17 protein-coding genes, 1 tRNA gene and 1 pseudogene are annotated in these 19,515 nt (G+C 41.6%); 14 read left to right on the forward strand and 5 right to left on the reverse strand.

Translation table 11 applies throughout. The features are described 5' to 3' along the window. Window positions 1-357: 357 nt before the first annotated feature. Window positions 358-439 (reverse strand) — tRNA-Leu (locus A4S05_RS14955). Window positions 440-550: 111 nt separating this feature from the next. Then, window positions 551-1,738, reverse strand: coding sequence for an alanine racemase (alr, locus tag A4S05_RS14960; protein ID WP_069070621.1), 1,188 nt, complete (start codon window positions 1,736-1,738; stop codon window positions 551-553). Window positions 1,739-2,079: 341 nt separating this feature from the next. On the opposite strand from alr, the gene A4S05_RS14965 reads away from it, so the two are divergent. Then, window positions 2,080-2,577, forward strand: a complete 498-nt coding sequence (locus A4S05_RS14965) for an HNH endonuclease (RefSeq protein WP_069070622.1) — start codon at window positions 2,080-2,082, stop codon at window positions 2,575-2,577. 82 nt (window positions 2,578-2,659) lie between these two features. On the opposite strand, the gene A4S05_RS14970 is transcribed toward A4S05_RS14965, so the two are convergent. Further along, a complete protein-coding gene (locus A4S05_RS14970) occupies window positions 2,660-2,896 on the reverse strand; it encodes a hypothetical protein (RefSeq protein ID WP_069070623.1) in 237 nt (78 codons plus the stop codon). Window positions 2,897-3,238: 342 nt separating this feature from the next. On the opposite strand from A4S05_RS14970, the gene A4S05_RS14975 reads away from it, so the two are divergent. Further along, entirely contained in the window at window positions 3,239-4,522 is a 1,284-nt protein-coding gene (locus A4S05_RS14975; protein ID WP_069070624.1) for a DHH family phosphoesterase, read from the forward strand. Window positions 4,523-4,579: 57 nt separating this feature from the next. Here A4S05_RS14975 and A4S05_RS40310 read toward each other — a convergent pair whose 3' ends face one another. Beyond that, window positions 4,580-4,765, reverse strand: coding sequence for a hypothetical protein (locus tag A4S05_RS40310; protein ID WP_141699724.1), 186 nt, complete (start codon window positions 4,763-4,765; stop codon window positions 4,580-4,582). A 142-nt stretch (window positions 4,766-4,907) separates the two neighbouring features. Here A4S05_RS40310 and A4S05_RS43325 point away from each other — a divergent pair, with 142 nt between their 5' ends. The 11 genes and pseudogenes from A4S05_RS43325 (at window position 4,908) to A4S05_RS15030 (ending at window position 14,585) form a co-directional block, all read left to right on the forward strand. Continuing rightward, a complete protein-coding gene (locus A4S05_RS43325) occupies window positions 4,908-5,075 on the forward strand; it encodes a DUF29 family protein (RefSeq protein WP_256090985.1) in 168 nt (55 codons plus the stop codon). Between the two features lie 121 nt (window positions 5,076-5,196). Next, window positions 5,197-5,472, forward strand: a complete 276-nt coding sequence (locus A4S05_RS14980) for a hypothetical protein (protein WP_069070625.1) — start codon at window positions 5,197-5,199, stop codon at window positions 5,470-5,472. A 318-nt stretch (window positions 5,473-5,790) separates the two neighbouring features. After that, window positions 5,791-6,815 (forward strand): annotated as a pseudogene (locus tag A4S05_RS38905) (ISAzo13 family transposase). Between the two features lie 545 nt (window positions 6,816-7,360). Beyond that, window positions 7,361-7,855: a phosphohistidine phosphatase SixA gene (gene sixA / locus A4S05_RS14995; protein WP_069070627.1), complete on the forward strand. Its 495-nt coding sequence runs from the start codon at window positions 7,361-7,363 to the stop codon at window positions 7,853-7,855. A 108-nt stretch (window positions 7,856-7,963) separates the two neighbouring features. Next, entirely contained in the window at window positions 7,964-9,100 is a 1,137-nt protein-coding gene (locus A4S05_RS15000; RefSeq protein ID WP_069070628.1) for a citrate synthase, read from the forward strand. A 332-nt stretch (window positions 9,101-9,432) separates the two neighbouring features. After that, window positions 9,433-10,551, forward strand: a complete 1,119-nt coding sequence (nuoH, locus tag A4S05_RS15005; protein WP_069070629.1) for an NADH-quinone oxidoreductase subunit NuoH — start codon at window positions 9,433-9,435, stop codon at window positions 10,549-10,551. Between the two features lie 94 nt (window positions 10,552-10,645). Then, complete coding sequence (gene ndhI, locus A4S05_RS15010) at window positions 10,646-11,230, forward strand: NAD(P)H-quinone oxidoreductase subunit I (protein ID WP_069070630.1); 585 nt, start codon at window positions 10,646-10,648, stop codon at window positions 11,228-11,230. Window positions 11,231-11,348: 118 nt separating this feature from the next. Beyond that, a complete protein-coding gene (locus A4S05_RS15015; RefSeq protein ID WP_069070631.1) occupies window positions 11,349-11,963 on the forward strand; it encodes an NADH-quinone oxidoreductase subunit J in 615 nt (204 codons plus the stop codon). A gap of 60 nt (window positions 11,964-12,023) precedes the next feature. Further along, a complete protein-coding gene (nuoK, locus tag A4S05_RS15020) occupies window positions 12,024-12,329 on the forward strand; it encodes an NADH-quinone oxidoreductase subunit NuoK (protein ID WP_006199065.1) in 306 nt (101 codons plus the stop codon). Window positions 12,330-12,335: 6 nt separating this feature from the next. Further along, window positions 12,336-13,256 carry an NAD(+) kinase gene (locus tag A4S05_RS15025; protein ID WP_069070632.1) on the forward strand — a complete coding sequence of 307 codons (921 nt, stop codon included), beginning with the start codon at window positions 12,336-12,338 and terminating at the stop codon, window positions 13,254-13,256. A 498-nt stretch (window positions 13,257-13,754) separates the two neighbouring features. Continuing rightward, on the forward strand, window positions 13,755-14,585 hold the full coding sequence (locus A4S05_RS15030; RefSeq protein WP_069070633.1) for a GNAT family N-acetyltransferase: 831 nt from the start codon (window positions 13,755-13,757) through the stop codon (window positions 14,583-14,585). Here A4S05_RS15030 and A4S05_RS42595 read toward each other — a convergent pair. Further along, a complete protein-coding gene (locus A4S05_RS42595) occupies window positions 14,559-17,177 on the reverse strand; it encodes a bifunctional diguanylate cyclase/phosphodiesterase (protein WP_218107952.1) in 2,619 nt (872 codons plus the stop codon). The two genes, A4S05_RS15030 and A4S05_RS42595, sit on opposite strands and share 27 nt — an antisense overlap. Before the next feature lie 503 nt (window positions 17,178-17,680). On the opposite strand from A4S05_RS42595, the gene A4S05_RS15040 reads away from it, so the two are divergent. Then, window positions 17,681-19,333 (forward strand): glycosyltransferase family 39 protein, encoded by a 1,653-nt coding sequence (locus tag A4S05_RS15040; protein WP_069070635.1) that lies wholly within the window; start codon window positions 17,681-17,683, stop codon window positions 19,331-19,333. Window positions 19,334-19,515: the final 182 nt, after the last annotated feature.

A 19,515-nucleotide genomic window follows, 5' to 3' on the forward strand; every position in this document is an offset into this window, starting at 1 on the left:
CATCTGACTTGCATATTTTTGCGGTCTGACAACAGTTGTGTATTTTACCTGCTTTTCTCCCTCTTTCTTAAACCCCTACCCTTGAAAGGGGGATTAAGGGGGGTAATTCTACTTGTGTATACACCGTAGCTTTTTAAGGGGGATTGGGAGATCAACAAGTGCCTAAAATTACAGCCAACCACTTTTAAAACATCCTCTTACAGCTATTTACATGAAAACTGCTGTAAAAAACACAGACAATAATCTTCTTGTGCCAGCAAAATATAGCTCTACTGACTCTCCTGCTTGCAGTTGAGGATGAATTAATTGAAAAACTGCATGAGCCAATAGACTCATGCAGTTTTCAGGAATTAAAAGTGCGGATGAAAGGACTTGAACCTTCACTCCTTTCGGAACTAGAACCTAAATCTAGCGCGTCTGCCAATTTCGCCACATCCGCATCAGTTTACTACCATATCATAAGAAAATAATTATGGCAATAGGGAATAGGGGGCAAGGGAGAAATTAATTTCCTATGCCCAATGCCCAATGCCCAATTCCCCATGCCCAATTACATAACTGCAACACGAGGCAGACGATGCTTGAAACCACAGAGAATTTCCCAAGAAATAGTGTTTAATTGTTCTGCCCAGTCATCCGCTGAAATTTGTTCTTTTCCCTGTTCCCCTAGCAAGGTGACTACTTCCCCTTCTTGGATATTGGGTATGGCACTCACATCCAGCATCAACTGATCCATTGTAATTGTCCCGATTTGCGACACCCGCTGACCGCGAATTAACACCTGCATTTTGTTGGAAAGACTGCGAGGAACACCGTCAGCATAGCCAATTCCCACGACGGCGAGGCGAAGTTCACGCGGGGCAATAAATTTATGACCGTAGCTGACAGATGTTCCTGCGGCAATTGTTTTAACTTGGGTAACTCTTGCCTTAAGTTGCAAAACAGGCTTGAGGTCGATCGCATTTTGTAAATGTGCTGCTGGGTAGAGTCCGTAAACGGCTAAACCGACTCGCACAATATCGTAGTGCAATGCCGGATTTGTGAGTGCTGCGGCTGAGTTTGCCAAGTGTAAGCAAGGTGGTTGAATTCCCATTGCTTTGATTTGGGCGATCGCTTCCTCAAATCGTTTATGCTGTTCTTCCATTGCCGTCGGATCAGGATCATCTGCTGTTGCCAAATGAGAATAAATACTGGCAATCGATAGATGTGGTAAGCGCTGGACTAATTGCACAAATTCGCCAGCTTGCTGCCAATTAGTTCCCAACCTAGACATTCCCGTGTCTAATTTGATGTGTACGGGGACTGGAGAACCATAATTCATCGATTCTAAAGTATCGGAAAATACTAAAGCTTGTTTAGGGCTACAGAGTGTGGGCTGGAGTTTCCAATGTGCGATCGCATGAATCTGTTCTGGTGTATGAGTTGCCCCTAAAATCAAAATGGGCGCTTGAATCCCACCTTCTCGCAATTGAATTGCCTCTGGAACTGTAGCGACTCCCAGCCAACTAGCTCCCGATTGAATTACGGTTTGGGCAACTGTCACCGCTCCATGTCCATAAGCATCAGCTTTTACTACTGCCATCAACTGGGTATTCGGCGATAAAAACTGCACTAATTGCTGTACGTTGTAAGACAATGCCCCTAAATCGATTTCTACCCAAGCTCGTTGCGAAAACCACGCGTAGGGGTCGCACTGCTGATTAGGAACTACACCAGGCATTTGTTTGCGACTTAACATTTTTACTGACTCCTATCCCACCACGGCTAAACTTCAAGTTATCTATCTATACACGCTCCTAAAAGCGAGATCAGATTAAATAGGAAGTTTACCCTTCATATTGGAATTGATACAAGATATTGGGGCATTGGGCATTGGGCATTGGGAAGAGGACAAGGAGAATCGGAGACAAGGGGAAAGACTTGTTGTAAGTTTTCTCACCTTGTCTCCCCCTCATCCCCCTCATTCCATGCCCAATGCCCAATGCCCAATTCTCCCGAAAGTATAATTTATTCTCATTTCCCTAGCAGGATGTATTTGTGTTAATATTTATGTAAAGCTAATACCCTGAGCGCAGATAAATGGGGAAGGTTTTAGTCTTAAACGCCTCTTACGAACCTCTCAATATAACGAGCTGGCGTCGCGCTGTGGTTCTGTTAATTAAGGGCAAAGCAGAACGCGTGGAACACAACGGTAAATTCCTTTATTCGGATTTTCCGTTGCCGACCGTGATCCGGTTACGTCACTATGTACGTGTTCCTTATAAAGAAATTCCTCTGACTCGCCGAAATATATTGCACCGTGATGGTCATGCCTGTCAGTACTGTGGCTACACAGGGGATGAGTTGACTTTAGATCATGTAATACCGCGATCGCGCGGCGGCGGCGATACCTGGGAAAACATTGTGACAGCTTGTGTCCGTTGCAATGTCAAAAAAGGCAGTCGGACTCCTCACGAAGCTCACATGCCTTTGCGTCATCCCCCACGCCAACCTTATAGCAGCCTCTATTTCGAGGTCAGCAAACATCTTAAAAGTGGACTGCATACAGAGTGGCAAAAGTATGTTATAGGGCTTTGAGCAAAAAAGCAGAGGAGCAGAAAAGCAAAGAAGAAAGAAGAAATACCCTCTTTCTTTGTGGGACATAGCCAATAACTATTAGTTATGGAGTGTTAGAAAAATTCGCGGCTATATGGCTTGCAACAAAGGCGAGTGCGTCAATCCTCAAGCCTCTACTTAATTTATGGGGTTTCTTCTTTACTTCTCGTCTTCCCTGCCTTCTTCCACTGGACTTTGCTCTAAAATTATGAGAATTTTCAAAGGCGATAGGAAACAGGCGTTGTTCATCAAAAATAATTGTTAATTGCTCAATAGTCACAATAATGAGAATATTAAGCATAAGAATATTTCAAATATCAAGGACTAATCCTAAAGTATAAGATAAAAAATATACCCTAAGTCAGATAAAAATCCCTCTGATTCAATTTACAGAAGAGAGAAAAAGCTCCTAAAACAGATTTATGCTGCCAGATACAGCCCGATCTACTCAACTTCCTTGGTGTACGCCCTTGAGTGGAATTTAGTTGAAGTTAAGCGCTGTTACTGACAAAAAATATACTTAGATGTATAGTGCAATGTCTTGATATTTTTGCGAAGATCAAAATAATGTGGCTAAATTCAGTGAACTGCTGCTCGTAGTATCTCTGAATTAAAGGAGCCTCACACTTTAAAAAAGTTCCCTATGTACTTGAATTCGCCCGTTACTCAGTTTGAGAGTTTGTCATTGACCACAGAGCCAAACCAAGAGGAACCTGAAATCGAGAAAGCGCCAGTGGAAGTTGCATTTAAAAGTCCGTCATTACCGCCATCGGTAGGTGATGGGGCTATATATCTCAGTCACCGTGGTAATTCTCTGGCACAACAAAAGTCAGAAGAACTACAAAGAACCCTTCTGGCACACAGACACGATCGCCAGCTCGTAATTTTGCAAGATTTTCCTGATCCTGATGCCCTTTCCTGTGCCTGGGCTTACCAGTTAATTGCCCAGCAATATGATATCAAATGTGAAATCATTTATGCGGGTGCATTGAGCCATCAAGAAAATATTGCTTTGGTAAGGTTGACTAATTTACCTATCCAACGCTGGACGCTGCAAACCCTGAAAACCAAAGATTTGTCATCTTATCAAGGTTTTGTATTAATTGATAACCAGGGAACTACTTCACAGCTACTATCAGCTGTACAGCAAGCTGGAATTCCCCTAGTAGTACTCATCGACCATCACAGTATCCAAGGTGATCTCCAATCAGAGTTTGAGGATATTCGCCCTTATGTAAGAGCAACGGCAACAATTTTTACCCAGTATCTCCAAACAGGATTACTGGCATTAGATAGCAGCATAAATCAACACGTCAAATGCGCTACAGCCTTAATGCATGGCTTGCGATCGGATACAAATCGGCTCATGCAAGCGCAAGAAGAAGACTTTATGGCAGCGGCGTATTTAAGCCGATTTTATGATGCTCAACTGCTGAATGCCATTTTACAGGCCAACCGTTCCAAGCGGGTAATGGATGTGATCGAGCGATCGCTAAAAAATCGCATCGTCCAAAATAACTTTTCTATTGCTGGTGTCGGTTATCTACGTTACGATGACCGCGATGCCATCCCCCAAGCGGCTGATTTCCTCGTCACCGAAGAAAATGTCCACACCGCTGTAGTTTATGGCATTGTTCACGATGAAGATGATGAACTGGAGATAGTCATCGGCTCCCTGAGAACCAGCAAACTTACCCTTGACCCGGATGAATTCATCAAAGAAGCCTTTGGCCAAGATAGCACAGGGCGCTTTTTCGGCGGTGGAAGAACAAGCGCAGGTGGCTTTGAAATTCCAATGGGTTTCTTATCTGGCAGCAACGAAAATTCTGCTTATGCAAAAATGAAATGGGAAGTATTCGACACTCAAATTAAGCAAAAACTGCTGAGGTTGGTTAACCCTAGAGATAACCCAATTCAGTCGGAGTAGAGGGAACCCAAGGAGACGCGGAGAACTCCTAACTAATGCAGTAGTCAAAGTGTTTGGTCAGATAGCATCCCTTCCCGATTTTTGATAAAAGTCGGGAATTTGGATTTTATGACAATAGCTGAACGAAATCAAAGTTATACCAATTTGAAAAAAGAATGCGACAAATAGACCATTTGTAGAGACGCGATGAATCGCGTCTTTACCCAAGGATGTGTTGCAATCATTAATTGAATTGGTATTCATTTGCGTCTACCTATTTATTTGTGAAGAGGGAGCGCTATGAAATCTATAAAACTCCAAATCTTGCAAACTCTATATGAGCAAGATTTTTGTGAGTGGGTAGAGCAGACAGCAGAGCTATTAATTTCTGCAAGAAAGTCCTAGCTTGCGGCGTTTTTTAAATGATGCTGAGTGGATTAATACCACTTATCAGCGATCGCGGCGAGAAGCAATGGTGGAAACAAGTTTATCAGAAGATAACTTTGCGATCGCTTGTCCGTTTTCTGTTGATGAGATTTTAGACTTAGACTTTTATCCTAACGCTGACCAATAATCGTAAGCTTATTTAGCTTATAACAACCGTTATCCCATACGCTAAATCGAGTAAATATACAGCTTATCTTTAGTGTCAAGATATTTTATAGTTATCACCTTTAATTTTTCAAGGCATAAGAATGACACAGCAAGAATTGTTCAACGAGTTTTTATCCCTTCCTGCGGAAGCGCAGCGTCAAGTAATCGACTTTATTGCTTTTTTGCGACAAAAATATGCAGTCGTTGAACCTGCATCTAAATCACTGGATATTGACTTGATAAATGATAGCTTTATTGGAATGTGGAGCGATCGCCAAGATTTAACTGATAGCACTGCTTGGGTGCGTGGTGTTCGAGAAAATGAGTGGTCAAAGTCACAGGGACTTCCAGAAAATAAACTATTCCATCACCAATAATGATAATCATTTTAGAGGGGAATGAAGGGGCTGCCGTCGGCAGCCCCTTCATTCCCCTTTTGTAGTAATTTAAATAATGACGCTTGTTTTTGAGTGTGGTAACTGATGGCCATAATATTAACTGATTCCCTCAAAAAGTTGTTGATTGAAACTGCATTTCAATTAAAAGGTGCAGCAAAACGCTTTCTTTATGGCACAGACAGTTCAGGGCTTAGGTTTAGGAGGGCAAAGGCTTGCACAATCAGAATTAGGATGGAATCGAGATACTATTAGGAATGTTTAAGAGAATTAGAAAGTGGTATTACTTGTGTTGATAACATGAGTGGCAAAGGGCGTTATAAAGCAGAAGAACACTTGCCAAATCTTTTAGAAGATATAAAAAATATAGTAGATTCGCAAAGTCAAACTGATCCTAGTTTTAAAAGTCAAAGACTATATAGCAGACTCAGTGCAGCCGAAGTCAGAAAGCAATTAATTGAAAAATATGGTTATAGTGATGAAAATTTACATACATCAGAAACAATTCGAGTCAAATTAAATAATTTAGGTTACAAGCTCAGAAGGGTAAAGAAAGTTCAACCTCAAAAAAAATCCCACAAACTGATGCCATCTTTGAGCAATTAGACCTAGTAAATAAAGATGCAGATGAAGATAAAAGTATTTTACGTCTAAGCATGGACGCAAAAGCTCGCGTTAAGATTGGCTCATTTGATCGCGGGGGTAAAAGTCGGGACGGAGCGAAAGCTGACGACCATGATTATAACCCAAAAACAACTGTAACTCCTTATGGTATATTTCTTCCAGAGCTTGATGAGCTATTTTTGTACTTTACAGAATCGAAAGTTACAAGCGATTTTATTGTTGATATTTTAGAAGATTTTTGGTTAGAACAAAAGCATCGTTTTTCCGATATTCAAACCCTACTTCTCAATCAAGATAATGGGCCACAGAATAGTTCACGACGTACCCAATTTATGAAACTTATAGTAGAGTTTGCTCACAAGCATCAAGTAAATATACGTTTAGCCTACTATCCACCCTATCATAGTAAGTATAATCCCATAGAAAGAACATGGGCAATACTAGAAAATCATTGGAACGGCAGTATTTTAGATGAACTAGAAACGGCTTTAAAGTTTGCTAGTACTATGAAATGGAAAGGTTCTCATCCAGTAGTTAAGCTAGTACACAAAACTTATGAGAATGGGGTAAAGCTTACAAAAAAAGCTATGGCTCAAATTGAAAAACAGATTGAGCGGCTAACCAATTCCACTCATGAAGTTTTCCCAAATTTAGGTAATTGGTTTATTGATATTTGTTGTAGTAAAACAAAAGTTATTTGATTTTAATAACAGCATTTATTTAGCTACAAAACATACTAATTTTACACTGTTTAACTTCAAAGCAGACGACAAGTGTATAGATTCTTCATGCATAGATGAGGGGGAGAAAAGGGGTTGCCCTCGGCAACCCCTTTTCTCCCCCCTTAAAATGATTATCATTCTTGAGAAAACCTGTCTCTTGTTTTTCTTGGAATAATTTATTCTTTGGAAGTCCACTTACATAATTTTTTCATCACTCTTGCCAGATTTCTTGGTTTTCGCACTATCCCTCAAGCTCAACGTGCTTTAGCCAATCAAATTCAAAAGGTTTTTTCTTTCTTTGTATGAAACCACCCCCCTTTTTTAAGGGGGGTTAGGGGGGATCTAAAGTGCCTAAAGTCACAGCGAAATACTTTTCAAACAACCTCTAACACCGTGTTGCGCCGGACAGATGGCAGATCAACGAATAGGTAATAATGATTAAGATTAGGATAGGTTAATTAACACCAGACGTAAATCCTAACTAAGCACGGGCTACGCCCCGCTACGCTAATAAAACTCAAATTATGGAACTATATTTAATTCGTCACGGTATCGCCGAAGACAAGGAATTAGGCATCAAAGATGAAGAACGCAGCCTTACCAAAGAAGGAAGGCAAAAAACTGAGAAAGTTGCCCAGAAACTTGTTAAATTGGGTTTAAGCTTTGATTTAATTCTCACTAGTCCCTTAGTGCGGGCCCGTCAAACGGCTGATATCCTCATAGCAGAAAAACTAAGCGCCCAATTAGAGGAATCTAGCCACCTCGCCCACGATGGTCAAGTTTCTAGTTGGCTCAAAGACTGGTTAGAGCCGAGGAATTATTCTCAAAATACCCAATTGGCGCTGGTTGGACATGAACCTGGTTTGAGCAATTGGGCAGAAATTCTCCTGTGGGGAGAAGTCAAAGAAAGCTTAGTCTTGAAAAAAGCAGGTATGATTGGGATAAAACTACCAGAAACAGGTTCTCCTCTGGGTCGTAGTCAGATGTTTTGGTTGACACAACCCAAGTACCTGCTATAACAGTTTTTCAACATTTCCAATTGTTGTTAGAACGGCTACTGTTATGGCGACAATAAATTTCTGGTAAGTTAGCTTGATCAGATATTTCAAAAAGCGAATGGTGTTGCCATGATGGTGTGCGAATACAAGCCTGGTTTAGAAGGCATTCCCGCCGCTCAATCAAGTATCAGCTATGTTGATGGGCAAAAGGGAATACTAGAATATCGTGGCATCCGGATTGAAGAACTAGCAGAAAAAAGTACATTCCTAGAAACTGCTTATCTTTTGATCTGGGGCGAACTGCCAAGCAAGGAAGAACTGAAAACATTTGAGCATGAAGTTCGTTACCACAGGCGAATAAAGTACCGCATTCGGGACATGATGAAATGCTTTCCAGAAAGCGGTCATCCAATGGATGCCTTACAAGCCTCTGCTGCGGCTTTAGGCTTGTTTTATTCGCTCCGGGATTTACATAATCCTGCCTATATTCGAGATTCAGTGGTGCGCCTAATAGCAACGATTCCCACGATGGTGGCGGCGTTCCAACTGATGCGAAAAGGCAATGACCCGGTACGTCCCCGTGATGACTTAGACTATTCGTCCAACTTTCTATACATGCTCAATGAGCAAGAACCCGATCCTTTAATGGCGCGGATTTTTGATATCTGCTTGATCCTTCAAGTCGAGCATACAATGAATGCTTCTACCTTCAGTGCCAGGGTGACAGCTTCCACCTTGACCGATCCTTACGCTGTGGTTGCTAGTGCTGTGGGAACCTTGGGAGGACCCCTGCATGGTGGAGCGAATGAAGAAGTAATTCAGATGTTGGAAAAAATTGGCTCTGTGGAAAATGTCCGTCCTTACATAGAGCATTGTCTGCAAACTAAATCTAAGATTATGGGCTTTGGACATCGTGTGTATAAAGTGAAAGACCCACGAGCCATAATTTTACAAGGATTAGCAGAGCAACTGTTTGAGAAGTTTGGCTATGACCAGTTCTATGACATTGCTCAAGAAATGGAACGAGTGGTAGGAGAAAAACTCGGTAGTAAAGGGATTTATCCAAATATTGACTTTTATTCCGGTTTGGTGTACCGAAAGATGGGGATTCCCACAGACTTGTTTACACCAATATTTGCGATCGCTCGCGTTGCCGGTTGGCTAGCCCACTGGAAAGAACAACTAGCAGAAAACCGGATTTTCCGTCCTACCCAGGTTTATAACGGTCTGCACGAAGTTACTTATACCCCCATCGACCAACGGTAAATTGGGCATTGGGCATTGGGCATTGGGCATGGGGCATTGGGCATTGGGCATTGTTGGGAAGAGAATTACTTCAATTTCCTCTTGCTCCCCTGCTCCCTTGCTCCCCTGCTCCCTGTCCCCTCAATAGCCAATCTCAATGCCAACCATAAGTAGAAGTTCTCATCTCGCTTCAGAGGGCTAAAACCATCCAAGGATATACTAGGCATGGGAATTAGCGACAAATCTTCTATCAAGCGTCATCTGGGCAAAAATTAAAAATGGGTGAATTTACAGGTATTAATTTAACTAATAGTTGTAACTCACCATGACTCGATGTCTTAAAGAGCGGAAACATGAACTCAGGAATTGACCTCCAAGGAACTTTTATTGAATCCCTCCGGGATTTAGGTTTACCAGCAGGAACAGCCAAAGCGATTTGGATGCCACTGCCAATGATACTGATGCTGATTGGGGCAACAGTGGGGGTATTAGTAGCCACTTGGCTAGAACGAAAAATTTCCGCATCTGCACAGCAGCGAATTGGGCCAGAATACCAGGGCCCTTTTGGGTTGCTGGTGCCTGTAGCGGATGGTTTGAAGTTGGTATTTAAAGAAGATATAGTACCAGCCAAGTCTGACCCCTGGCTGTTTACCCTCGGCCCAATTATTGTTGTAATTCCGGTGTTTCTGTCGTTCCTGATCGTTCCCTTTGGGCAGAATATCGTAATTAGCAATGTGGGCATGGGCGTATTCTTGTGGATTGCCTTGTCAAGTATTCAACCCATTGGTTTGCTAATGGCTGGCTACGCATCTAATAACAAATACTCCCTCTTAGGGGGCTTGCGAGCAGCAGCGCAATCTATTAGTTATGAAATTCCTTTGGCGTTGGCGGTGTTAGCGATCGCTATGATGTCTAACAGCCTCAGCACCGTTGATATTGTCAATCAGCAATCTGGCTACGGCATTCTGGGCTGGAACATTTGGCGACAACCAATCGGTTTTCTGATTTTTTGGATAGCCGCCCTAGCTGAATGCGAACGATTACCCTTTGACTTACCCGAAGCAGAAGAAGAAATCGTTGCAGGTTATCAGACTGAATACTCAGGGATGAAATTCGGTCTGTTCTACTTGGGTTCCTACGTTAACTTGATCCTTTCTTCCTTACTAGTAGCAATTCTCTACCTGGGCGGTTGGGACTTTCCTATTCCCCTCAACCTCATCGCTGGTTGGCTGGGAGTAAGTGAACTAAATCCCGTGTTTCAGATAGTAACTGCTTCTTTGGGGATCACAATGACCGTCTTCAAAGCCTATTTACTAGTGTTTGTCGCCATCCTGTTGCGCTGGACAGTGCCACGGGTACGGATTGACCAACTGTTAGATTTAGGATGGAAGTTTTTGTTACCAGTCGGTTTGGTTAATCTTCTATTAACCGCTGCCCTGAAACTAGCCTTTCCCTTCGCCTTCGGCGGGTAAGCCAATTTTAGATTTTAGATTTTAGATTTTAGATTAAGTCTGAAATCTAAAATCCAAAATCCAAAATCCAAAATTGAAAAGAGAGAGACACAAAATGCTAAAGTTCCTGAAACAAGTTGGCGATTACGCCAAAGAAACAGTACAAGCTGCGCGTTACATTGGTCAGGGGCTTTCTGTTACCTTCGATCACATGCGGCGGCGTCCGATTACCGTACAGTACCCTTACGAAAAACTGATTCCTGGCGAACGGTTTCGCGGTAGGATTCATTTTGAATTTGATAAGTGCATCGCCTGTGAAGTTTGCGTTCGCGTTTGTCCGATTAACCTGCCTGTAGTAGATTGGGCATTCGACAAAGCCAGCAAAAAGAAAAAACTCAACCACTACAGCATTGACTTTGGAGTTTGTATCTTTTGCGGTAATTGTGTGGAATTTTGCCCCACTAACTGTCTATCCATGACAGAAGAGTATGAGCTTGCCACTTACGATCGCCATGAATTGAACTATGACAACGTAGCGCTAGGTCGTCTGCCCTATAAGGTAACAGATGACCCAATGGTTACACCACTGCGCGAACTAGTTTACCTACCCAAGGGTGTCCTTGAACCACATGGACTTCCCGCCGATGCGCCACGTGCAGGTGCGCGTCCAGAAGACTTGGTAGAACAAACAGAAAAATAAATGTCATTTGTCATTTGTCCATTGTCATTTGTCCTTTGTCCAATGACTAATGACCAATGACCAATGACCAATGACCAATGACCAATGACCAATGACAATTGACTAAGGACAAAAAACAGTGAATCTAGCAGAAGGAGTACAGTTTGTATCGCTTGGCATACTGGGCGTGATGATGATTGGGGCGGCCATTGGTGTGGTTCTGTTCTCCAACATCGTCTATTCTGCCTTTATGCTGGGGGGTGTGTTCATCAGCATGGCAGGAATCTACCTGTTACTGAATGGTGATTTTGTTGCCGCCGCACAAATACTAATTTACGTTGGTGCGGTTAACGTGCTGATTTTGTTTGCCATTATGTTAGTGAACAAACGGCAGAACTTTGTAGCATTCCCTAACTCTTGGGTGCGGAAAGTACTTACAGGTTTAGTCAGTGTAGGATTATTCGGTCTTTTAAGTACGATGGTGCTGGCTACTCCTTGGGCTTACTCAACTGCTCCTGTGGTGGGTGGTGAAAGTTCTATAATCTTGATTGGAGAACATTTCTTCACTGACTTTTTACTACCTTTTGAACTGGCTTCCATTTTGCTGCTGATAGCGATGGTAGGAGCAATTATTTTGGCACGTCGCGAGTATTTGCCAGACCAACTGACACGATCAGATGTGGGGCAAACTGTTTTGACTTTACAAGAACGCCCCAGAGAACTGGTATCAACAACCAGTGAAACAAAAGAGTAATATTTGCGACTTTATTCGCAGATAAAAAGCCAGTTTTTTTCAGGAGGTATACTCAGATTCATGCAACTCCAGTACTTTTTATTACTAGCAGCAGCTTTATTCTGCATCGGTATCTACGGTTTAATTACCAGCCGCAACGCTGTGCGGGTGCTGATGTCAATTGAATTACTGCTCAATGCTGTTAATCTGAATTTAATGGCATTTTCCAACTTCCTCGACTCAACATTAATTAAGGGTCAGGTTTTCACAGTATTTGTGATTACCGTGGCCGCAGCCGAGGCGGCGGTGGGTTTAGCGATCGTGCTTGCCATTTATCGCAACCGCGATACCGTCGATATGGAGCAGTTTAATCTCCTGAAGTGGTAACTGTGCGTGCAACTAAAGCAGGTAATCATTGCTTATAAAGCGCGGGATGCCCGGAGTAAACAATGGGCAGAAATCTGTGCTAAACAACTAGAAAGCCGCGAGTGCCATGTGTTGATGGGGCCTAGCGGGCCAAAAGACAACCCCTATCCTGTCTTTTTGGCTTCAGCGGGTCAACCAATCGATCTCGCTTTGGTACTCGGTGGTGATGGTACTGTTTTAACTGGTGCCAGACATTTAGCCCCAGCGGGCATCCCTATTCTGGGAGTGAATGTGGGAGGTCATCTGGGGTTTTTAACTGAGTCAGTGGAAGAGTTTCAGGATACTGAGAAAGTTTGGGATCGGCTGTTTGAGGATCGCTATGCTATCCAACGACGGATGATGTTGCAAGCTGCGGTGTATGAGGGTCATGGATCTAATTTGGAACCAGTGAGTGAACATTACCTGGCTTTGAATGAATTCTGTGTCAAACCCGCTTCCGCTGACCGAATGATCACCTCAATTCTGGAAATGGAAATTGACGGTGAGGTAGTCGATCAATACGTCGGGGATGGGTTGATTATTTCTACTCCTACAGGTTCTACTGGTTATACCGTTTCTGCTAATGGGCCAATTATGCATGATGGTATGGAGGCGATTACTGTTACTCCCATTTGTGCAATGAGCCTTTCTAGTCGCCCCCTCGTTTTACCCCCTGGTTCTGTGGTCAGTATTTGGCCTTTGGGGGATTACGATTTGAGTACCAAGCTGTGGACAGATGGAGTGTTGGGGACTTCGATTTGGCCAGGACACCGCGTTGATGTGCGGATGGCAGATTGTCGGGCTAAATTTATTATTTTGCGCGAGAACAATTCCTACTATCAGACGCTACGGGAGAAGTTGCTTTGGGCTGGTACAAGGGTTCACTACAACAATAATCACCGTAATTAATTAAGTATTTTAGAGTGCATCTACCGCAGATTGCGTAGGCGTAGCCCGTCGTAGACATCGCGTACCCGTCCACGGTAGGCGATCGCAACCAAAATTATTCAAGCCCCTGGATTCATCCGGGGGTTTTCTGCCCTTACTATGACTTTCTTTGCTGATACCAATTCAATTAATGATTGCAACACATCTTTGGGTAAAGACGCGATGAATCGCGTCTCTACAAATGGTCTATTTGTCGCATTCTTTTTTCAAATTGGTATGACTTGCATTTATAGCGTATATCAAAGAAAAATTTTGTATCTTATTGCCAGATTTTTTGGGAATTAATGTCCATAATAAAAGCACTCTACCTCTAATCCAAAAGAGTAAAAAATCTCTGTAGAGGATCTTTTATCGAAAACCGCCTCAATCACGCTTCGACACATTAATGCATAATGTGAGCTATTTGTATAGTGCCTAAATCCTAGTAGAATATTTTCGCAAATCTAAGTAGGAAGATAGATGGAAGTTTCTGGACGCAACATCAATTACTCACTGAATCCTCCTCCCACTCTTGAAGATTTTCCCGTCCTTCAAACTGAAAAATATACCCTACGCCTGGCATCAACCAAAGAAGAATTAGAATCAATTTTTCGGTTGCGCTTTGAAGTTTTTAATCTTGAACTGGGTTTAGGATTCTCTACTTCTAACTTTACCCAGATGGATATAGATAAGTTTGATGCAGTTTGCCATCATTTAATCTTGATTTCCAAACAAACGGGTAAAACCATTGGAACTTATCGGATGCAAACTTATATAATGGCTTCTCAAAGACTAGGCTTTGATGCTGCCGATATATTTAATCTTAATGCGATTCCCACTTCTGTGCTTCAGGCATCAGTTGAGGTTGGGCGGACATGTATAGCTAAAGAATATCGCAATAGTCAGGCACTTTTACTACTCTGGGAAGGGCTAGCAAATTATCTCATCTGGAGTAAAAACCAATATTTCTTTGGCTGTGCATCATTACTAACACAAAGTCCCTGGCAAGCTACTTGCGCTTATGATTATTTTCGGCAGAATGGCTTGATGCATCCAAGTATTTTAGTTTATCCAAATTCACAATTTTGTCTAGAACTGCCTCAAAATTGTTTAGATTCATATACTGTTGAGATTCCTAAAATTTTGCAGGCATACTTGAACATTGGAGCGAAAATATGCAGCCTTCCAGCTATTGATCGGCAGTTTAAGACTATTGATTTTTTAACTATATCTAATATTGCAGACTTTATCAGATGGCGCTATCCAAATCCTCTCAAAAAACCCTTACCACTGAGGATTTTTCAAGATTAATTCTACTGCTGCCGCGTTATCCAATGGAGGTGAGAAAAAATATCCTTGTCCACATTCACAGTTTAACTTTCTTAGAAATGCTAGCTGCTCTTTTGTCTCCACTCCTTCGGCAGTTACATCCATACCTAATTTGTGTGCCAGTGTAATAATTGTCTCAATAATTTCTAAATTCTTGCCATTACCATCTATTGGGCTGACAAAAGAACGGTCAATCTTTAACACACTAATCGGAAAGTTATGGAGACGACCTAATGAAGAGTAGCCTGTACCGAAATCATCGATTGATAACTCAATGCCCATCTTCCGAAGTTCTGAGAGGGCGGCATTTGCCTCATCGCCATTTTCTAGAATTGCACTTTCAGTAATTTCTAACATGAGACTGCCAGCATCAAGACCAGTCAAGTGTAAAATTTCCCCAATTTGTTCAATCAAATCCGGTTGAGAAAATTGCTTGACTGAGAGATTGACGCTGATTTTTTCTAATGAGTTTATCCGATGGCTCAACCGCCAATTTTGCATTTGGCGGCACGCTTCATGTAGTGCCCAATAGCCAATCTTGACAATCAGTCCGGTTTCTTCTGCTAGGGGGATAAAATCTGTTGGACAAATCAAACCACGCTCAGGATGTTGCCAGCGCAGCAGAGCCTCAAAGCCTAAAATTCTGCCATTAGTGAGAGAAACAATCGGTTGATAATAAAGCTGAAACTCGTGGCGTTCGATTGCTCGCCGTAGATCGTTCTCTAACTGTAATCTGACCAGAGCGTTAGTATACATCTCTGGGTGGAATACTTCATAGCGGGCTTTGCCCAGCACTTTGGCTCGGTACATAGCCGTATCAGCGTCCCTTAGCAAGTTTTCTGGTTGGTCATAGTCTACTGTCGAACTCAGAGCGATGCCAATACTTGCTGTTGTAAATACTTCTTCCCCGTCAAGCTCAAGGGGTAATGTCAGTTCTTCTTGAATTCGTTCAGCTACTTTGATGGCATCTGAGAGACTCTGGATTTCGTCAAGCAGGATTGTAAATTCGTCTCCCCCAAGCCGTGCGGCTGTATCCGTAGAGCGTATGCATACTTCTAATCTATTGGCAATAGCAATTAGAAATTGATCTCCTTTTAGGTGTCCTAAGCTGTCATTGATCACCTTAAACCGATCCAGGTCGAGGAATAGCACAGCAAATAAATAATTCTCCTGCTGCTTGGCTCGCTGGAGTGTGTTTTTTAAGCGCTCTATAAAGAAAGCTCGGTTGGGTAAACCTGTCAGTGCATCGTGAAAGGCATTATGTCGTAACTGTTCTTCTGCCTGCTTACGCTCGTTAATTTCAGCTTCTAACTGCCTGTTAGCCTCTAGTATTTCAGCAAATGACTCTTGTAATTGAGTAGCCATTTGATTATGAGCCTGAGCAAGAACTCTTAGTTCGTTGATACCCTCTACTATAACGGTTTGGTCTAACTTCCCATTAGCGATTTCCTTAGAGGCAACGCTCAAACAGAGAATTGGTTCAGTAATCCAATGAGAAGTAATCACTCCTATGACTGTAGCTATTATCAAAGCTCCGAAACACAGTAAAATAGTGGTTCGGGTGTTGGCTTGGATATGCTCCATAAAGTCGGCTTCTGGAACCACCACAATAATCACCCAATTTAGCCCACAGTCGGCTGCAAAGGGCATTAACTGTACGAATTGCCGCTTATGATCAATTTCAAATTCTAGCTGTTGGCTAGAATAAATGTTTCTAAAATTACCAAATTGTGACTGCAAATACTGTGTTGTCAGCTGAGTGATCCGATCGCTACTGGCGATCGCTCTGAGCCGTTTAGATGTCTTTTTTCCTCCCTCATAACTTAGGATAAATGGTTGCTCTGCGGTTGAAGTTGCTACCAACTCTCCAGAATGCTCGACAATAAACGTCTTTCCTGAGCGACCAATCTTTAAACTGTGCAAAAACTCACTCAGTTGCGAAAGAGATAAGGTTGCATTTGTCACCCCAAGCAAAGTACCTTTCTGGTCATAAAGAGGTTGGGTTGCACTAAATGCTAGACCTGATGAAGAGAAATATGAATAAATTTCTGTGCAAGTAGTTTTACCTGCTTTGATGGCATTTGTATACCAGGGGCGAGTACGAGGATCAAAGGTTTGGTTAATTTGAAGTAACTTGACAATATTACCTTGATTGTCAGTGGTGTAAACGTGGTAATTATTACCTGTAGATTGATCTCTTTTTCGGATGACTAGCGAACCATCCCTAAAGCGATCAACCGAATGAATTTCTCCTTGTGTAGTTGCAAAAGCGATCGGGCTTAAGGGCTTGAATAACTGCATTTGATGCCATAAATGGCGTTCTAAACTTTTTGTATCTTTTAAACTTAACTCACCAATATGGACAGAATTGGCGTTAATCTGAGTGACGAGTTGGGGGATCTCTATATAATCGGTGACATGTTGATGAATCCGAGTCGTAAGTTCATTTTGCAACTGAGTAGCAACATCATTAACAGCTTTCTGACCATTTTTTAATGATAAGAATGCTGTTAAGCCTACAGCAGCAGAGATTTGCAGGACGAAAGGCACCACAAGAGCTACACGGAGTGGCATCCTCAATAACCCTTTTGGAATCGAACGCAAGAAATTCTGCTGTGACATCTGTGCGATCTTAACCTCTAATAGCTTAAAAGCAAGAGTTTATCTTCTTGCCAAGGGAGTATTCTCAATCTGCTGATACAGCTACTTTAAACTGCTACCTCGAATTCTGATCAGTTAACAATACTAAGTGGCGATCGCTAAATGCACTATAGCTGTGGATTAGCCTTACCACAGATGCGGCTACACTTGGTGTATTTTACACTCCATCGATATCTTGGTTTTAAAATTAAGTCCAGTTTTGCGGGATTTGATACAACCTTGCTCATTTGTTTTTGTAGTTAATAAAGAAGAGGTGTTAATTGCCAATCTTCCCAATTAAATTAAAGTACGGTTGGCGATGTTTAACAAATAGACTCCGCTTGAAGTCTTGGCGATGTCTACTAGGGGTGTAGCTGAGACACCTCATCCAGTCCACTTAATTAGATGATTTGAGAAAAATTTTAGGAAAACCACTTATGCGCCATCTCAAATTTGCTCCGAGTTGGTTGCGATTTTTAATTATTTTTTTATTGACGATGAGTATATTGTTTCGCTTTTTTAACCTTGATGGTAAAGTTTACTCTCATGATGAAACTTATACCTCATTGCGGATTTCTGGTTACACAATTGATGAAGCAAAACAGCGACTTTTTAATAATCGCGTCATTGGCGGAGAAAGTTTTGCCCAGTTTCAAGGTGTAAATCCAGAAAAAGGCTTAAATGACACAATCATGACTTTGGCAAAAGAAGATTCTTACCATCCACCGCTTTATTACATCATAGCCAGATTGTGGATGGAGATATTTGGTAATTCGGTGACGGCGATTAGAAGTTTATCTGCCTGTATCAGTTTACTAGTTTTCCCTTGTGTTTATTGGCTATGCCGAGAATTATTTAATGTGCCGTTATCGGTTCCTGGTGTAGCGATCGCACTCATGGCAATTTCTCCAATTCATCTAGTATACGCTCAAGAAGCACAAGAATATATTCTTTGGTTAGTCACAATCTTACTATCTAGTGCGTCTCTGCTGCGAGCTATACGACTAGAAGATGAGCTAGCAAAAAAACGACGACGACCAGATTTATTTGCTATTTGGAGCATTTATGCAGTAACTTTAGCCATCAGTCTTTATACATTTCTTTGGAGTGCATTTATAGCAGTGGCTCACGGAATTTATGTGTTCATCACTGCCAAGTTTCAGTTTACTGGAACTGTCAGAACTTATCTGCTAGCATCACTGGTAGCTTTTTTAGCCTTCATGCCTTGGATAACAGTTGTAATCGGTGACTTTTTTCAGTTTTTGATTTCAGGAGATAAAACAACCACGCAGTCATCTGTCATATCTGTATTTCCATTTTTAATGATGCAGTTAAGCCGAATTTTTTTTGATATAAATCTGAGTTCAGAAAATTCTCTAAGCTATTTAATTACACTAACTTTTTTAACTTTAGTAGGATATTCACTTTATTTTCTTTGTCGAACAACTAACTATAAAGTCTGGTCTTTTATCATCACATTGATTATAGTACCAACGCTACCTCTAATACTGCCAGATTTAATTACTGGAGGTATACGATCATCTCCTGAACCGTATTTAATACCATCTTATGTAGGAATCCAAGTAGCTGTTGCTTATCTACTAGCTACGCAACTATATAATGGGAGCGTGGCACGCCGGAGCATTTGGCACATAATCATGGTATTTGTGATTATTTGTGGTCTGATTTCTTCTAAAGCGAATTCTCAAGCAGAAACTTGGTGGAATAAGAGGATGAACTATGGTAATCCCCAAGTTGCCCAAATTATCAATCAGAGTAATCGCCCACTTTTGATTAGTGATGCTTTGGGTAATAATTATGGGAATGTCTTTTCTCTGAGCTATCTTTTGGAACCAAAAGTGCGATTTCTATTGGTGAACAACCAAAAAACTCTCAAAATTCCTGATGGTTTCACGGATATATTTTTATTCAATCCTTCAGAGAGTCGGCGCGAAATAATAGAAAAAAAGTATAAATTAAAAACAGATATTATTTATGGAGATAAGTATTATGCGGTCTGGAAATTGGTTAAAAATCGTAATTTGCGCCGACGTAACTCACCTAATAATAAATTAACTGCGAGTTTATGAATAAGAATTCAGAATTCAGGATTCAGAATTCAGTAGTATAGGAATCATATTTTATTTATAATAAAATCTCAATGGTTTTGTGTCTCAATGGTTTTGTGATAGTGCTGTACTTTATCCACTAACATACCCTACGTGTATTTCAAAAATAGAATACTATTACTATATTAACCCAAGTTGCGGGT

Source organism: Nostoc sp. KVJ20 (assembly GCF_001712795.1).
Lineage (GTDB): Bacteria > Cyanobacteriota > Cyanobacteriia > Cyanobacteriales > Nostocaceae > Nostoc.

Bases quoted from the DNA above. Each gene is read 5' to 3' on its own strand.
- A4S05_RS14965 (WP_069070622.1), top strand. From the start codon at position 2,080: ATGGGGAAGGTTTTAGTCTTAAACGCCTCTTACGAACCTCTCAATATA.
- A4S05_RS15030 (WP_069070633.1), top strand. From the start codon at position 13,755: ATGGAAGTTTCTGGACGCAACATCAATTACTCACTGAATCCTCCTCCC.
- A4S05_RS14970 (WP_069070623.1), bottom strand. From the start codon at position 2,896: ATGCTTAATATTCTCATTATTGTGACTATTGAGCAATTAACAATTATT.
- A4S05_RS14980 (WP_069070625.1), top strand. From the start codon at position 5,197: ATGACACAGCAAGAATTGTTCAACGAGTTTTTATCCCTTCCTGCGGAA.
- A4S05_RS40310 (WP_141699724.1), bottom strand. From the start codon at position 4,765: ATGAATACCAATTCAATTAATGATTGCAACACATCCTTGGGTAAAGAC.
- nuoH (WP_069070629.1), top strand. From the start codon at position 9,433: ATGAACTCAGGAATTGACCTCCAAGGAACTTTTATTGAATCCCTCCGG.
- A4S05_RS15000 (WP_069070628.1), top strand. From the start codon at position 7,964: ATGATGGTGTGCGAATACAAGCCTGGTTTAGAAGGCATTCCCGCCGCT.
- ndhI (WP_069070630.1), top strand. From the start codon at position 10,646: ATGCTAAAGTTCCTGAAACAAGTTGGCGATTACGCCAAAGAAACAGTA.
- A4S05_RS15040 (WP_069070635.1), top strand. From the start codon at position 17,681: ATGCGCCATCTCAAATTTGCTCCGAGTTGGTTGCGATTTTTAATTATT.
- sixA (WP_069070627.1), top strand. From the start codon at position 7,361: ATGGAACTATATTTAATTCGTCACGGTATCGCCGAAGACAAGGAATTA.
- A4S05_RS42595 (WP_218107952.1), bottom strand. From the start codon at position 17,177: ATGCCACTCCGTGTAGCTCTTGTGGTGCCTTTCGTCCTGCAAATCTCT.
- A4S05_RS14975 (WP_069070624.1), top strand. From the start codon at position 3,239: ATGTACTTGAATTCGCCCGTTACTCAGTTTGAGAGTTTGTCATTGACC.
- nuoK (WP_006199065.1), top strand. From the start codon at position 12,024: ATGCAACTCCAGTACTTTTTATTACTAGCAGCAGCTTTATTCTGCATC.
- alr (WP_069070621.1), bottom strand. From the start codon at position 1,738: ATGTTAAGTCGCAAACAAATGCCTGGTGTAGTTCCTAATCAGCAGTGC.